This is a genomic window from Erythrobacter sp. S43 (genome assembly GCF_057364955.1).
The window spans coordinates 1,975,307-1,991,542 of record NZ_CP200285.1 but is presented as its reverse complement, the minus strand read 5'-3'; the positions used below and the strand labels follow the sequence as shown (position 1 = coordinate 1,991,542).

Below are 16,236 nucleotides of genomic sequence, written 5' to 3'. Positions count from 1 at the left end.
GACGCGATATGGATGACCTGCTGGCGGATTTCGTCGCAGAAACGCGGGAAATGCTGGAGGCAAGCGAGGGCGAGATTATCGCCTGGGAAGCCGATCCAAGCGACCGTACGCGCCTCGATTCCATCTTCCGCTTCGTGCACACGGTGAAGGGAAACTGCGGTTTCTTCGACTTCCCTCGCCTCGCAAACCTCAGCCACGTTGCCGAAGACGCGCTCGGTGATGTGCGCGCGGGACGCCGCAAAGCAGACCGCAATCTGGTCAACGCAGTTCTCGCTATTATCGACCGGATTGTGCAGATGGTCGATGCCATCGAAGCAGGCGAAGAATTCCCTGAGGGCGGTGACGAAGAACTGATCGCTGCGGTCAGCGCAGTTGCCGACGAAGCACTCCATGCCGAGCCAGCTCCAGCCATCGTACCAGCACACGAACCCGCCAGCGCACTGCTCGAAGGCGAACAAAACGAAACACAAACAACCAAGAAACCAGAGCCCAGCATGCAGGCCCAACGGAGCATTCGCCTGCCCGTTGACCTGCTTGACCGTGTGATGAGCGGCGTTTCAGACATGGTGCTGGCGCGGAATGATCTGGCTCACCGCCTGCGTGTCGCCGGCAACCAACCAACTATCGATGGTCCGTTTGAGCGTCTGACCTCCATTCTCACCGATGTCCGCGATGCAATTACGCGCATGCGGATGCAGCGGATCGAAACCGTGTTCAGCGTTCTTCCGCGCTTGACCCGAGACCTGTCTGCGGAGCTTGGCAAACAAGTGATGATCGATCTGGAAGGCGGCGACGTCGAGCTTGACCGCGAGATGATCGAAATGGTCCGCGATCCACTGACCCACATCATCCGCAACGCAATCGATCACGGGATGGAGACCCCATCGGAGCGACTTGCCGCGGGCAAGCGTGAAATTGGGTTGCTCTCGATCGCAGCACGCCAGTCAGGCAATACAATCTCGATAGTCGTCGGCGACGATGGTCGCGGGCTCGATGAAACCAAGATTGCCGAAAAGGCGATTGCCAGCGGTCTGATCACCTCGTCCGAACACGTTCAAGCGACCCGCGAACAATTGCTTGATCTGATTTTTGAGCCCGGCTTCTCAACCGCAGACGAAGTCAGCAGTGTTTCGGGACGCGGGGTGGGTCTTGATGTCGTTCGGGAAAACCTTGAGCGTGTCGGAGGGAAGATCAAGGTTTCCAGCGCTCCTGGCGCTGGCACGCTATTCACACTTCAGATCCCCCTCACGCTCAGCATCATTGCGGGCCTGACGGTTGAAGTGGGCAAGCAGCGTTTCGCAATCCCGCAAAGCTATGTCGAAGAGATCGTTCTCTCTTCGGCAAAATCGCTCGACTACGCGCAGGTTGGCGAAACCTCGCTGGTCACATTCCGTGGCAAGCGCACACCCTGTCTGATGCTCGGTCAAGTTCTTGCCCTTGATGATGCCACGTTAGCCACACGCGAACACACGCTGGTAATGCTACGTCTCGCAAGTGGCGACGTCTTTGCACTCGCGGTGGATAGCATCCACAATCACGGCGACATTGTCGTCAAACCCCTCGCGCCCGCGATCACAAGAAGCGGACACTATGCCGGTTCAACACTGCTGGACGACGGTCAGCCGATCCTATTGCTCGACGTCACAAATATCGCCGCCCAACATGATATCGTTTCCGAAACACGCAATCGACTGATTGGCGATGAAGAAGCTGGGTTGGACAAACAGCAGGGTGATGTCGCGCGCGTCATGCTGTTTACCGACTATGCTGACCGCAGATCTGCAGTGCGCATGGAATTGGTGCGCCGTATTGAGACCATTGCAGTCGATGCCATCGAAGAGACATCCGGCTCGGTGCGTGCTGTAATCGACGGGGCAATCCTGCCTCTTGTTGGTATGCCCGAGGGCGCTTGGCCAGCCGAGAAGCTACGCGTGCTGCGCCTAAGCGACAGCGAAAGCGAACTTCTCTTGGCCGTCCGCGAAATCGACGACGCCGCCGCATTGACCGACGCTCTCAAGCCGGTTTCCGAAGAACCCTTGCTAGAAGCCGTGACACTTATTGGCGGCCATCAGGTCGCGCTCATTGACGGACACGAGCTATTCGCCCGTCATGGTGAGGCGCCCCAACTGCTCGATCGTCCGCTTTGCCGCCTGCCGGACAGTGATTGGGCACGTACAATTCTTGGCCCGTTGGTGGAATCGGCGGGGTACAGCGTCGCTAGCGAAGAAAACGCAGGCGAAGATGCCATCTCGATTGTTTTCGAAGACATCTATGAGGTTGCAGAAGCTCTTGGCGAACCAATCCAAGGGCCAGTCATCCGCCTGCGCGACCACCCGGATGCGGGGGCGCAAGACAACACAATCTATCGTTATGATCGCGATGCGTTGGTGAACGCTCTGCGACAGGCCCGTTCGGGAGGATTCGGTCGATGAACGATCTCTTGGTCATGGCCCAGATCGCGGGTCGCCGTTGCGCGCTCAAGGCGCATGATGTTCAATCAGTGATTGAACTGGGCTCTATTACGCCGGTTCCACGCACACCGGATTTCATCGCCGGGATCACGGCTCTGCGCAGTCAGGCGCTCACCGTGATCGATTGTCGCTTGGCCTTGGGTTTTGATGCCGCGGGCTGGGAAACCGATCCACGGGCTGCCGCCATCTCTGTTGCCGGTCATTCTTACGCATTGATGGTTGATGCCATTGAAGACGTCACGACCAGTGCAGGCGAAGCAACTGATGTAACGGGCGGGTTTGGTGCGGAATGGTCGCGTGTTGCGACCGGAATGATAGAAACCGGTATTGGTCCGGCTCTTTTGCTCGATCTCGAAGCTTTAATCGCAGGACCGGAGGATGCTCGGGATGAGTTCAGAGCTGTCGCTTAATCCATTGGTTACCACCGTCGCCTATCACTCGACATCAAACGTACAGGGGTTTGCATGAAGACGTGTCTAATCGTCGATGATTCTCGCGTGATTCGCAGAGTGTCGCGGCACATTCTTGAAACGCTGGGTTTCGACGTCAGCGAAGCAGAGAACGGCCAAGAAGGGCTGGACGCGTGCGATGCCGCGATGCCTGACGTCGTGCTGCTCGATTGGAATATGCCTGTGATGACAGGCATCGAATTCATTGTGCAATTGCGCCAGCGTCCCGGTGGCGACAAACCAAAGGTTGTCTTCTGCACCACCGAAAACGACGTGGCTCACATTCGTGAAGCCATCCAAGCGGGTGCGGACGAATACGTTATGAAGCCGTTTGATCACGAAACTCTGCAGATCAAACTCCAACTCGTGGGCTTTGCGTGACAAAACCCCTTCGCCCTTCCGGTCAGCTTCTGCGGCGACGTCCAGTCACGGACGCGGCTGCTAAAATGGCAGCGGACGTAAAGAAGGTGCGCGTCATGATCGTCGATGATTCATTGACAGTCCGGACCATCTTCCGCCGCATGGTCGAAGGCGATCAGGTGATGGATGTAGCGGCCACCGCATCAAGTGCGGAACGCGCGATTGCGCAGCTCGCAACAATCGAAGTCGATGTGATTCTGCTGGACCTCGAAATGCCCGGAATGGGCGGACTAGAGGCTCTGCCAACGCTTCAAAAAGCAAGCGCCGGAGCGCAGATTCTTGTCGTCTCAACGTTGACCGACGACGGCGCAGAAGCGACCATGGCGGCCCTTTCGATGGGCGCCGCCGATACCATGCTGAAGCCTCGCCCAGGCGGCTTCAACGATGAGTATCGCAACCAGCTTCTCGACAAAATTCGCGCATTGGGCGGCTGCGACTTGGCGGAAGCCAAGGCGCGCGAAAGCGAAGCGAGCAAAGTACCGGTCGCTTCAGGTGAACCGGGACGCAAGCAACCGGAACTTGTCGCAATTGGGGCATCGACTGGCGGCATTCACTCCATCAATTTGATGCTGCGCAGTCTTCCGCCAGACTTTATGCAGCCGATCCTGATCACGCAGCACCTGCCGGCATCATTCGTCTCAGTATTTGCAAGACAGATTGAAATGGTCAGCGCCAAGCGGACTGTAATCGCGGAAGAAGGCACAGAGATCGAGCCTGGAACGATCGCCGTCGCTACCGGCCATGGCCATATGGTGATTACGCGGCAAGGTGGCAGGCTGATCGCTCGAAGTTCGGCAGAACCCGCACACAGCGGTTGTATGCCTTCGGTTGATCCAATGCTCAGCAGTGTCGCGGAGGCATGCAAAGGTCACGCGTTGGCCGTGATCCTTTCCGGTATGGGACGTGACGGCTTGCTCGGGGCACAAGACCTTGTCGCCGCAGGGGGAACCGTATTTGCGCAGGATGCTGAATCCAGTGCGGTGTGGGGAATGCCCGGTGCGGTCTCGAAGGCAGGATTGACCAGCATTGTCGCGCCACCCGAGGAACTAAGCACCGCAATCGCTGGCTTTGCAAAATTGCCGGCGAACGGCTGAACGGGTTGGTGAACACACGTGGAAACCAGCCAAGCCTCACACCAGATTATCGCTGACATTCTCACTGCTCATACCGGCCAACATCTGACCGAAAGCAGGCGCTGGCGAGTGGGTTCGGCGCTTTCTGGCGTGTTTCGGCGGCACGGTATCAGCAATGTTGATCAGCTTGTCTGCCTGCTCGCGCAGCCAGCGAATGAGCAAGGTAATGGCGATCTGACGCGCGAAGTTGTCGAAGCACTTCTCAACAACGAGACTTATTTCTATCGCGACAAGCCAACATTCGATCAACTGCCTGCAGATATTCTTCCCGAGCTGGCTAAGAGCCGTGCGAGTTCGCGGCGTCTGTCCATCTGGTGTGCGGGATGCTCAACAGGCCAGGAAGTCTACTCGTTGGCAATGATGTTCGCCGATCAGAAAGATCAGTGGAACGGCTGGACCATCGACATTCTGGGAACTGACGTTTCCGAAGGTGCGATCGAAACTGCGCAGCGGGGCCTTTACACTCAGTTCGAAGTGCAGCGTGGGCTTGGCGTTGCCCAGATGCTTCAGCACTTCGAAGAGACGCGACAAGGGTGGCAAATCGCCAGCTCCACGCGCGACCTTGTTCGTTTTCAGGTGCATAGCGTTCTATCTGAACCACCTGTACGGGGCGGGTTTGATCTCATTTTGTGCAGAAATGTACTGCTCTATTTTGAGCAGGCGACACGCCTTAACGTGTTCAGCCGCTTGCATTCAGCTTTGGCGCCGGACGGCTATTTGATGCTAGGCGCGGGAGAAACCGTTGTTGGTCAAACTGGCGCGTTCAAGCCATCGCTCGGCCGAACAAGCATATATCAGCCCGTCGCCCATGCATCTGTCCATCCGGTGAAAGTCTCGGCCTGACCGTTTGCGGGAGGTGCTACGTAGAATTCCTAGGTTTACCGTTAATTAGCCACTTATCTTTACGACCAGCCGACAGAAGACCGGCACAAAGTGCCGTCACGGAACAGGGGCGCATCGGTGAAGATTTTGGACGGTTCAATGCGCGTGACGCCAATTCGGCTGATCGTGCTCCCGCTTGCCCTTCTAACGCTTCTATCAGCTATCATTGTGGTGGTCGTCTATACCAGTGACCGTATCTCGCTGGTATCGCCCACGTCTCTCCTGATTGCCTGCCTCCTGATCTATGCCGGAACGCTGGTTCTGCTGGGCCGATATGGCTTTCTCAGCGTCCGCCAACTGGAATCGCTGGCCGCTACAGATACCCTGAGCACCCTTCCCAATCGCCGCGCCATGAACGTGGCCATCAACGATGCGGAAGAGCAGGGCCAAGAGGTAGCGATCGCCCTAATCGATCTCGACAGCTTCAAGCAGGTCAACGACCATTATGGCCATGCAACAGGCGATGATCTGATCCGCGAAAGCTCGAAAGTTCTCAGCGAGGTCTTCGAGCCGGAGGCATGCTGCTATCGTCTTGGCGGTGATGAGTTCGCCGCAGTCATGACTGGTCCCATTGCTGGCACCCTTCTCGAGGGGATGTGTCGATCCCTGCTCGAGCGCTTGAATGCACCGATTGAGGTCAACGGGCGGCATATCGGAGTGGGGGCGAGCATCGGTTTAGCCAGCTGCAAAGGTGGCGAGGCGCTTTCACCCTCTGAACTGCTGCGCCGCAGTGATGTTGCGATGTATATGTCCAAACGGGGCGGCAAAATGCGCTGCACTTGGTTTAACGAGACATTCGACCAACGCCGCGAAGCTGTCCGCGAGCTCGAAGATGAAATGCACCAGGCGCTCGAGCGAGAGGAATTCTCGGTCTCTTATCAACCGCTCGTCAGCACGGATTCTTCAGATATTGTCGCCGTTGAGGCGCTTGTTCGCTGGACTCGTAGCAATGGCGAGAGTGTTGGCCCGCACATCTTTATTCCAATTGCCGAGGAATCGGGGCTGATTAATCGGATCGGATTGTTCGTGCTTCGCCAAGCCGTGGAAGACGCCCTGCGTTGGCCGGGCATCACCCTATCCGTAAACATCTCCGCAGCTCAATTGCGCAATCCCGAATTTCCGATCCAATTGGGTGAAGTGCTAGAATCCAGCGGATTTCCGCCAGAGCGTCTTGAGCTCGAAATCACTGAAACCTGCCTTGTCCTTGATCCAGTCGTGGCTGAACGGACTCTAGACATTATCCGCGGATTTGGCGTCCGCGTGGCATTGGACGATTTCGGCACTGGCTACGCGTCAATCGGGTTCCTGCGTCAGTTCCGGTTTGAAAAGCTCAAACTGGATCGCTCACTGGTTGTCGACGCCGGTGAAGATGAAGGGAGCCGGGCGATGATGGCCTCCAGCATCACTGTCGCCCGTGCCCTAAAAATGGATGTGACAGCGGAGGGGGTCGAGACGGTTGAGCAAGCCGAACTCGTCCGAGCTGCGGGCTGCGACCAAATCCAGGGTTGGCTTTATTATCGCGCACTTCCCGCACCGGAAGTCGACGCACTCATCAAGGCTCAATTATCGGCTGCTGGGACCAACGGCACAGCTCCCAGTGAACAACGAAGTGGAACAGCGTCATGAGTGCGCTTCAGGATATCGCAATTGACCTCGCCGCCGAGCATGCCGCGCGCGACGGCGCAAACGAGCTTGTGGATGCGCAAGAGACCCCTTCACGGTTCGGCTGGTTCGAGCGGATGACAATCGGCGGAAAGATCCGCACTTTCTTCTTCGCGAACCTCGCATTTGCATTGGCCGCCGGAGTGTTCGTCATCTTTGGCTACCTCCAATTGGGTGACCGCGCAGACCGGATCGCCGTCAGCCACGATGTTTCAATTGCGGCAGAGCGACTTGTTACCGACTTGAGCGAAGCCCAACGTCACTCCGAAGCTTATTTCACGACCGAAGACGCAACCCGCTCCAGCGCGGCTTTGGCGCGTTTGCAAGCCGCATCAAACAAAGTCGATCCGCTTAAAGATGCCGTTGGGGGTACAAGCGAGGAGTTGGATGAAAGGCTTGTCGCTGTTGAGCAAGGTATCAACGCGATGCGTTTACGTATAACGGCATTCTCTTCCACCACTGATGCTGCCGATACACAGGTTGTGGTGGCTGAAGATGGTGCGGCTCTTTCAGCAAGTCTCGAAGTAGCCGGACTGTTGAGCCGTCAGGCCGATATTGACGCGAAATCGGGCTCGTCGCTGGTTTTCAGCTGGATGATCGCCTGGATCGCTTTGGCAACAATCCTGACCTCGATGACGTTGGTTTGGGAACGATACTTCGAACGCAATGTCAGCGGCACCCTTACTGACATGGCCCATCAAATGAGCAAGCTTGCCAGCGGGGACAAAGACGTCACCATTCCTGGCAAGACTCGCAGTGACGAGATTGGTAACATGGCTCGCGCGCTGGAAATCTTCTACCGCGCCGCACTGAGCCTAGAGCGGCTCAGCATCGAGCGCGCCGGTAGCGCGAAGGCAAGGCTCGAAGAGAACCAACGCAAGCAGAATGAGCAAGAGCTCGCCCGTGTGGAGCGCGAAGAGATGCTCAAGGGAGTCGCGGACGAATTTGAAAAGGCAGTTGGTGACATTGTCAGCGGCGTTGCAGCAGCGTCCAGCCAGCTTCAAAGCACCTCTGAGAAAATGGCTCAAACGGCGAAAGAGACCAGCAGCCGTACGGGAGACGTTGCCAATTCAATGACCACAGCTAACAGCGGTGCCGTTGCTGCCGCCGCGGCCAGCGATGAATTCGCCATGTCGATTGGCGAGATAAGCCGCCAGGCTTCTTCGTCTGCCGAGCTGGCCAGAACGGCCACGGAATCAGCTGAGGAAGCCGACACCACCATTTCGGCACTCGCTGCTTCCGCCGATGAGGTTGGCCAGATCGTTGAGCTTATTCAAACGATCGCACAGCGCACGAACCTGCTCGCTCTCAATGCCTCGATTGAGGCGGCCAGAGGCGGAGAAGCTGGACGAGGCTTCGCCGTCGTCGCAAGTGAGGTCAAAGAACTCGCTATGCAAACGAGCCGTGCGACAGAGCAGATCGCCGAACAGATCCGATCAATGCAGGACACCACCGGTGCAAGTGTGAGGGCGCTTCGGTCCATATCCGGACAGGTGCAGGCGCTCGAGACCACTGCAGTATCAATTGCCAGCGCGGTGGATCAACAATCCGTCGCAGGACAGGATCTGGCCCGTAGCATTGATCGAGCGGCGCGCGGCACCGAACAAGTGGCCGGCCATATTGATGATGTGCGAGAACTCTCGCTTTCGACGGGCGCAGCTGCTTCGCAGGTGTTGGCAAGTGCGACAGAGCTCGAATTGCAAGCATCATCTCTTCGCGGCCAAATGGACGGTCTTCTAGCCAAAGTTCGTGCCGGATAACCTGAATGTCGGCCACAAAGGCTGATCTGGAAAGGATTTGTAAAGGAAGTTCGTTCACGAATTCAGACCGTAGTCCCAGGGGGAGTCCGGTATGAACATGATGTCCGAACGCGAGCAGTTTGAGGAACGAGCCGTTCCTTCAGGCTCGGCTGTTCCTTTCAGCACCAATGCGGACCTTCCAGCGGGCGAAGATCATTTCGACGCGGCTCCGGCAAAAGCGCCTAAGAGCTCAGTTCTCGAACGGATTACCTGGTTCAGGAACAGCAAGCTTTCGGGCAAAATCCACGCGGTGTTCGGGACCTTTTTCGGCGCCGGGTTCGCGATGATGCTCGTCCTTGGGATAGGTTTCATCGAACTCTGGAGCCGATATCAAGATACTTCAGAGGTCAAAGGCGCAGTCTTGGTGTCCGCCGAGCTGAGCGGGACTGCGGGAGAGCTAAGGTACAACACGGCGCGCTTCTTGTTCGAACAAGAGCCTGCAGTGCTGGCAAATCAGAAGGCAAACTACGCCGCGGCGATCGCCCGGGTCGAAAAAATTGACGCGGTCATCACCCGACAGATGCCGGAGATGAAACCACAGATCGACGCCATGCGTGAAGATCTGACGCGCTACAATGCAACCTTCACAGAGACGATCGCAGTCATGCAGCGTGAAGGCAGATCGCCGAATTCAGAGAAACTGGCCTATGAGATCTCCGATCGTGGAGACAATCTGATCGAAAAATCGCGGGAATTTCTGGCCGAGTTCGACGCGGCCAGTCAGGCCAGAGACCAGACGGGCATCAGCTACTTTTTCAATATGGTGATGATCGTCATCGCGCTGGGAGTGTTCGCGGCAATCGTACTGATCACCGGGCTGACATACCTCTCACGTGATTTCTCCCGCCGCGTCAGCCAGGTGTCGCACAGCATGACCAGATTGGCTCACGGCGATGACAGGTTCGATCTCGATGGCAAAGATCGCCAAGACGAAGTGGGTGACATGGTACGCTCATTGGACATGTTCAAAGATGCGTATCGCCAGCTCGAAGTGTGGGCTCAGGAGCGGGGCGAAACCGCCGAGGCCGAGCTACGTATGCAGCAGGAGCGTGAGCAGGAGCGCAAGGAAGCTGGGCAGCGTCGCTCGAAGTTTGTTGCCAAACTGGCATCCGAGTTTGAAGGCACCGTCGCGCAAGTGGTTCAGACCGTTGCCGACGCATCGAGCGAGCTTCAAAGCACGGCGATGAAAATGTCGCAGGTGGCGGAGCAGACCAGCGAACGGACAGAGATGGTCTCAAAAGACATGAGCGAGGCCAATTCTGGTGCTGTTTCAGCGGCGGCCGCCAGTGATGAGTTTTCGCTCTCAATCAACGAAATCAGTCAGCAGGCCACGTCATCAAGCCAGCTTGCCCGCTTGGCCAATGATGCAACCACGGAAGCTGACACTACCATTTCAAAGCTGGCGCAATCCGCTGACCAAGTGGGTGAGATCGTGGAGCTGATTCAGACCATCGCGCAGCGTACCAACTTGCTTGCCCTCAACGCCTCAATCGAAGCGGCACGGGGCGGTGAAGCGGGGCGCGGATTCGCGGTTGTGGCAAGCGAGGTCAAAGAGCTCGCTATGCAAACCAGTCGTGCGACCGAACAGGTCGCCGAGCAGATCCGCGATATGCAAGACACCACTGGAGCAAGCGTCAGCGCCCTTCGTTCCATCGCCGGGCAGGTGAAAGAGCTAGAAGCGACGGCCGTTTCGATTGCAAGCGCAGTCGACCAACAGTCGGTTGCCGGACAGGACCTTGCACGCAGCATTGATCTGGCCGCGCGCGGAACGGAGAAAGTCGCCGGGCACATCAGCGAAGTTCGCGATCTGTCATTGTCGACTGGCGTCGCGGCCAGCCAAGTCTTGAGCAGCGCCGACGAGCTGGAGGTGCAAGCCAGCAACCTCAACGAGCAGGTTTCAGCGTTCCTGCGCCGGGTGCGGGAAGACTAGGGCGTGGCAATAGGCGGAGCGGATGGCTCCGTCGCATTGGTGTCCACCCGATACTTTTCAAACCACGCCAAAGTGTAGTCGGTCTTGGCATTCAACCGCGATGGGCGGCTGGCGATGCCATGATTGGCACCGGGAATACGAACCATCACACTCGGCACACGACGCAGTTGCAGCGCTTGGTAGAATTGCTCGGTCTCCGAGATCGGAGTGCGATAATCCACTTCACCCGTGATCAACATTGTTGGCGTGCTCACATTGCCGACAAGCGAGAGCGGTGAGCGCTTCCAGTAATGTTCGAAATGTTCCCAAGGCGGGCCTGGAAACTGGTTCGCGATCTGGCCGATATAGCTGTCTGCGGTCAGCACTTTTGAAACCCAATTTATCACAGGCTTGGCTGCAACCGCCGCGTTAAAGCGATCGGTGAGGCCGATTGCATAGGCCGTTGCGATCCCACCGGCAGATCCACCTGCGATGAAGAGGTTCTTTGGATCAGCAAAGCCGTTATCAATAGCCCAATCGACTGCGGACATGTGGTCGGCAAAATCATCCGGGCTGGAATATTTGTATTTGAGTAGGTTCGCGAACTCACTGCCATAGCCAATAGAGCCACGGTGATTGTCGTAAATCACGACATATCCCTCAGCCGCCATGCGTTGCAGCTCCGCGGAGAAATGCGGGCCATAGGCAAGATGGGGGCCACCATGGATTTCAATGATGAGCGGATAGCGTTTGCCCGGTTCATAGTCCGGCGGCGTAATCATCCACCCCTGCACTTCGAGCCCATCGAGCGAGGAATTGTAGGTGACGCTGCGAACCTCTCCCAGCCTGCGGTGAGCCAGCAGATCCTCGTTGAGCGCGGTCAGACGACGCTCTTTTCCCTTGGTCAAAGTGTAGATGTCCGCAGGCCGTTGCGCGGTGCCTTTGGTGTAAACAAGTGAGCCGCCCTGCCCGGCATCATAAGAACCGCTGACATAGGGGCGACCAATCGTGGTTCCGCCAATGCCTTCAACCAACGTGCGACGTTTCCCATTCAGATTGACCGCTCCGATATTGTTCTCGCCGCGATTCTGGAATGTGAAGGTTACCTCATTGTTGGAAAGCCAGTCGATCGAGCCCGCGCGCCGATCCAGTCCCTGGGTGAGATTGCGCGTATTGCTGCCGTCGCGGCCCATCACAAAGACATTTGTCGGAAGGAAAGGCTCACGCTCGTTACTGGTCGCCAGAAAGGCAATGTTCCTGCCATCAGGCGACACCGTTGGGCTGGTCTCCATACCCGGCGTCTCGGTTAGCTGGGTCAGCTCAGCGCTGCGCACGTTGACCGAGAATAGATCCGCCTCGCGCGATTGCAGTTCCCAGTCCTCTCCACGGTTGGCCGAAAAGAGGATTTCGGCACTGTCCGGTGTGAACGACAGAGAACCCCCGTGGTTGAAGTCACCGTTTGTCAGCTGCCGCGGTGTTCCACCTTCTGAGGGCACCACGAAGATATGATTATAGGCCAAATCGAGAAAGCCGCTGGCATTTGTGCGATAGCGCGCCCGGTCAATGACGACAGGAGCGTCAGCCCATTTGGCTCCTTTGGGCTTCTTCGCGGTCACCTTGACGCTTTCGCTCTTGGCTTTGACCGCCATAGAGAATGCCAGACGTTCGCTATCCGGCGACCAGGTCAAGTTGCTAGGAGACTCAGAAAATGAGCCAATACGGGCACTGCGGCCAGAAGAGAGGTAATGCACATTCAAAGTGGTCTGGCCCGCAGCGCTGCTAAGATAGGCGAGACGGGATCCATCAGGTGACCAACGCGGCGAGCGATAGGAACCTCCATCAGCCAGCAATGGCTCATGCGAAGAGCCGTCAAGATTGATCAGCCAGATCTGTGACAACGTGCGGTCGGTCATCACATCATTCGATCTGCGGATATAGAGCGCTTGCCTACCGTCCGGCGAGATTTGCGGCTGATCGGCCCATTCAAGCTCGAACACATCATCAGCCGAGAAAACTGGCTTCTCTTCCTCCGCCATAGCGGGCGTGGCGATTGCGAATATGGTCGTGGCAAACAGGCCGAATTTACGCATCAAGCACCTTTGGGTCTTCGGTTTAATGTCCGAGCCCGTTGTGCGAGATGACGTGCCGCTTGGCAATTGCTCGCAGCGATCTGGCAGTCCTTGAAACGCAAAAAGGCCCCACCGAAACCGGTGAGGCCTTCGTCGAACTGACTTACCTTGGACCCAATTCAGAAGCTCAAGGAAACCGAGGTCGTGATCCCTGTCGATCCAAATTCACTCTTGCCGATCCCATCATGGAAACCGCCGAGCGAAAATCTAAAGCCGCCAGTCGAGAAAGCGTCAAGGCCCACTTCAACACGCATCCTTAAGCCTTCGAGGTCGTTGGCCAATCCAGTTTGAGCAAAGGAGCCCGCCAAGATCAGCGGATCGACCCCAAACGCGAAGATGCCGCTCGCTTCGCCATACGGACGCAATGTCCACCCATTGCCCACATTCATCACATGGTTCACGCGAGGATTGAATGCGATATCACCCTGTGAAACGGTCTGCGATGGGACGGTCACTCCCAGACTGTCGACATAACTCTGCGTTTTCTCGTTGATGTGACGAACCGTCAATTCCGGCCGGATCGTGGTCCGCTGCGCGAGTGTGAACTGTCCGATAAGCGAGCCGGAGTAATAGCTTCGGTCTGTTTCAAAGCTGTCCGCAAAAGAGCCGAGAGGGGAGACCAAGTTGTTCGATGTTCCCCAAGCGGCCCTGGCCTCTGCATAGAATGATGGTGCTAGGCGTGCAGTGAAGTAAGGCCCAGCCATCCAGCCATCGCCCTCCGCTTCGCCAGCAGCAAGCACTCCGGCATCACGGAAATCATCGAACTGGACCAGCGCCCCCACAAGAATGTCGTCGCTCAAGCGGTGATCGGCCCCCAAATACACCACCGAGAAGCGGCCATCCTGCGAACCAAGTCTTACGTCGCTGAAGTAGGCTTGCGCCCAGATGTCGAGACCGCCGCTCCTCGTATCGCCGTTTGGTTTAAAGGTTGATTTCATCATCGTGAGGCTCGTCGAAAACTCGGACGAGCCTTTGTTGACGGACATGGCGACTGGCAATCTGGCCGTCCCCGGGATTGAAAGGCCGTGTATGCTCGCCTGCCCACTCGGTGGCACAACGGTCTCTGAAAGGCGGTCAAGGCGCCGCTGCAAATCGGGCTGGTGAGAAAGCAGCAAGGCGTTGCGTCCGGTCAGGAAGTTGTTGATCGCAATGGAGGCCGCATCACGGCTGTTCACGGCGCTGAATGTGCAAACCAAATCCTCATCAGGAGAGAGTTCAAGCGCAACAGAGCGATTGCTCAGATCAGTCACGCTGTCGCTGTCATTGCAGGTGATCGAGGTGAATGCATATCCACTGGCGCTCAAATCGGCTGCGTTGATAGTGTATGATCCTGCGGGCACATTTGCCGCACTGATCTGGCCTGATCCGCCACTGGTCGCAATGGACCCAGCGAGCGCTGGTAGGCTCGAATTGAAAACGACATTCGTGTCAGCACCAGTGATCTGCTGGATTATTGTTATCGACCCGATGGCTCGAACAGCAATACTGACACTGTCGCTCGAAGACACCTGACCGTCGCTCACCGTCAGAGAGAATTCGAGCGTGTCGTTCCCGGCGACTGGAGGCGCCGTAAAGGTTGGCTGTGCCGCGTTCGCATCGCTTAGCGTGACCGCCGGACCCGATGTCTGCGTCCAGGTATAGGTTAGCGGATCGCCATCGGGGTCGTTTGACCCCGTACCGTCAAGGGTAACCAGATCGCCGCTGTTGATCGGCCCTTGATTGGCGCCAGCATCCGCTTGTGGTGGCTGGTTCGCGGCAATTGTGATCTGAACGCTATCCGTCTGCGGCGTAAGGCCAGAAGCCTGTCCAGTTGCGTCGATTACACTTAGCTCGAACTCAATAACCTGGGTGCTCGCAATCGCTGACGGGGCGACAAAAGTTGGCTGTGCAGCGTTGGGATCGCTCAAGTTCACGACCGGACCAGAATTCTGGACCCAGCTGTATTGAATGGCGTCCCCTTCGGGATCTGTGGAACCAGTCGCATCCAGTGTGATTGTGGCGCCGCCAGTGACCGTCTGATCGGCACCCGCATCAGGCGTCGGCAGTGCATTCGCAGCAACGTTGACCGTTTGCTGCGCGGTGTTGCCAGCCTGTCCTTGCGCATCAATGGCCGTAACATCAAATGTCAGAGTCTGTTGCGCGCCAGTTGTACTGGGGGCCGTGAATGACGGGGTCGCGCTGCTTACATTGGTAAGCATCACACTTGGGCCGCTCGTTTGAACCCAATTGAATGTTAGCGGGTCACCATCTGGATCAGTCGATTGGGTCGCATCCAGGGTTACGCTTGTGCCACCACCAACACTCAATGTGCTGCCGGCAATCGTTTGCGGTGGATTGTTGGCTGCAATCGTCGCGATAACGTTGGCAGTGCCTGTTTCGTCGAACGTGTCAGTCGCGCGAAGCTGGAATTCGAGTTGCTGCTGGGCTGCAATCCCTGCCGGAACATCAACGGTGGTAGTCACCGCAGATGGATCGGCAATAGTGGCACTCGGACCAGAGATCTGCACCCACTGATAGACTATCGCATCGCCCTCTGGATCAGTGGTCGCGCTGCCATCCAATGTAAGCGTTGAAAGGCCAGAAGTGCTCGCGGGATTGATATTGGCCAAGGCAATAGGTGCTTCATTCCCGCGCACCGTGACGGTTATGTCATCCGTACTGCTCGCCCTCCCATCATTACCTTCGATCCGGAACTCAAGCAACTGATCACTGGCCGCACGGGCTGGGGCGGTAAACTGGGGCGAAAGGGACGTTGGGCCGATCAAGGAAACAGAGGGCCCGCTGGTCTGAGACCATTGGATGCTCACTGGGTCACCGTCATTGTCGCTCGCTTGGCCCGAGAAGCTAACCGTGTCTCCACCATCGACAGTTTGGTCAGCCCCTGCGTCAACCGTGGGCGGCGAATTGACGAGGTTCGCGCATGCTCCACCCGCAGCGATCAAGACAGAGCTGGGAATGAGAGCAGACGCAACCACATTGGTCGGGTTCCCGCTCGCATCTCGGTCACGGATCACGAGTTCAATCTGGTCACCCGTGTAGCCTGCGCTAAAGGGAACCTGGATAAAGTTCACCCCGTTGACCGTCCCAACGGCAACCGACTCATTTCGAAAATCGACTATGGCGCCGTTCACGCGGAGCTCTGAGCGGAACAAGTCAGCGGTGCCGGATTCTGCGTCAACGCCCTCCTCAGATGCGTTGTAGTTTATGCGGCATTGCTGGGCTGAAAACGGCACGTTGAAAGTCTGTGCAGTGATGTTCGTAGGAGTGACTGCATTAATCGCATGAGCCGGCGCAGTTGCGGCTAGAGCGCCAACACCTACACCACTTAGTGCGACCACGCGAGGCGAACCAAACCCTCGAAACTTACACAGCGACATCTCAA

Annotated in this window: 10 protein-coding genes; 8 read left to right on the top strand and 2 right to left on the bottom strand. The window is 57.1% G+C overall.

The window, feature by feature from the left end; translation table 11 throughout:
* Positions 1-8: 8 nt before the first annotated feature.
* The 8 genes from AC0V6K_RS09680 to AC0V6K_RS09645 all read left to right on the top strand — a co-directional run bounded on the left by AC0V6K_RS09680 (position 9) and on the right by AC0V6K_RS09645 (position 10,746).
* A complete protein-coding gene (locus AC0V6K_RS09680) occupies positions 9-2,432 on the top strand; it encodes a chemotaxis protein CheA (RefSeq protein ID WP_472621690.1) in 2,424 nt (807 codons plus the stop codon).
* Positions 2,429-2,881: a chemotaxis protein CheW gene (locus AC0V6K_RS09675; protein WP_472621688.1), complete on the top strand. Its 453-nt coding sequence runs from the start codon at positions 2,429-2,431 to the stop codon at positions 2,879-2,881. The genes AC0V6K_RS09680 and AC0V6K_RS09675 overlap by 4 nt, the downstream gene beginning before the upstream one ends.
* A 54-nt stretch (positions 2,882-2,935) precedes the next feature.
* A complete protein-coding gene (locus AC0V6K_RS09670; RefSeq protein ID WP_472621686.1) occupies positions 2,936-3,301 on the top strand; it encodes a response regulator in 366 nt (121 codons plus the stop codon).
* Between the two features lie 65 nt (positions 3,302-3,366).
* Positions 3,367-4,434, top strand: coding sequence for a chemotaxis-specific protein-glutamate methyltransferase CheB (cheB, locus tag AC0V6K_RS09665; protein ID WP_472621684.1), 1,068 nt, complete (start codon positions 3,367-3,369; stop codon positions 4,432-4,434).
* Positions 4,435-4,452: 18 nt separating this feature from the next.
* On the top strand, positions 4,453-5,316 hold the full coding sequence (locus AC0V6K_RS09660) for a CheR family methyltransferase (protein ID WP_472621682.1): 864 nt from the start codon (positions 4,453-4,455) through the stop codon (positions 5,314-5,316).
* Positions 5,317-5,433: 117 nt separating this feature from the next.
* Positions 5,434-6,981, top strand: coding sequence for a putative bifunctional diguanylate cyclase/phosphodiesterase (locus AC0V6K_RS09655; protein ID WP_472621680.1), 1,548 nt, complete (start codon positions 5,434-5,436; stop codon positions 6,979-6,981).
* Positions 6,978-8,777, top strand: a complete 1,800-nt coding sequence (locus AC0V6K_RS09650) for a methyl-accepting chemotaxis protein (protein ID WP_472621678.1) — start codon at positions 6,978-6,980, stop codon at positions 8,775-8,777. Before AC0V6K_RS09655 ends, AC0V6K_RS09650 begins: the two co-directional genes overlap by 4 nt.
* Positions 8,778-8,868: 91 nt before the next feature.
* A complete protein-coding gene (locus AC0V6K_RS09645) occupies positions 8,869-10,746 on the top strand; it encodes a methyl-accepting chemotaxis protein (protein WP_472621676.1) in 1,878 nt (625 codons plus the stop codon).
* Here AC0V6K_RS09645 and AC0V6K_RS09640 read toward each other — a convergent pair.
* Both AC0V6K_RS09640 and AC0V6K_RS09635 read right to left on the bottom strand, forming a co-directional pair.
* Positions 10,743-12,815, bottom strand: a complete 2,073-nt coding sequence (locus AC0V6K_RS09640) for a prolyl oligopeptidase family serine peptidase (protein WP_472621674.1) — start codon at positions 12,813-12,815, stop codon at positions 10,743-10,745. The two genes, AC0V6K_RS09645 and AC0V6K_RS09640, sit on opposite strands and share 4 nt — an antisense overlap.
* 158 nt (positions 12,816-12,973) lie before the next feature.
* Positions 12,974-16,231: a PKD domain-containing protein gene (locus AC0V6K_RS09635; protein ID WP_486172619.1), complete on the bottom strand. Its 3,258-nt coding sequence runs from the start codon at positions 16,229-16,231 to the stop codon at positions 12,974-12,976.
* Positions 16,232-16,236 lie beyond the last annotated feature (5 nt).

Excerpts from the sequence above, each read along its gene's own strand:
- AC0V6K_RS09680 (WP_472621690.1), top strand. The coding sequence starts at position 9 with ATGGATGACCTGCTGGCGGATTTCGTCGCAGAAACGCGGGAAATGCTG.
- AC0V6K_RS09675 (WP_472621688.1), top strand. The coding sequence starts at position 2,429 with ATGAACGATCTCTTGGTCATGGCCCAGATCGCGGGTCGCCGTTGCGCG.
- AC0V6K_RS09670 (WP_472621686.1), top strand. The coding sequence starts at position 2,936 with ATGAAGACGTGTCTAATCGTCGATGATTCTCGCGTGATTCGCAGAGTG.
- cheB (WP_472621684.1), top strand. The coding sequence starts at position 3,367 with ATGGCAGCGGACGTAAAGAAGGTGCGCGTCATGATCGTCGATGATTCA.
- AC0V6K_RS09650 (WP_472621678.1), top strand. The coding sequence starts at position 6,978 with ATGAGTGCGCTTCAGGATATCGCAATTGACCTCGCCGCCGAGCATGCC.
- AC0V6K_RS09645 (WP_472621676.1), top strand. The coding sequence starts at position 8,869 with ATGAACATGATGTCCGAACGCGAGCAGTTTGAGGAACGAGCCGTTCCT.
- AC0V6K_RS09640 (WP_472621674.1), bottom strand. The coding sequence starts at position 12,815 with ATGCGTAAATTCGGCCTGTTTGCCACGACCATATTCGCAATCGCCACG.
- AC0V6K_RS09635 (WP_486172619.1), bottom strand. The coding sequence starts at position 16,231 with ATGTCGCTGTGTAAGTTTCGAGGGTTTGGTTCGCCTCGCGTGGTCGCA.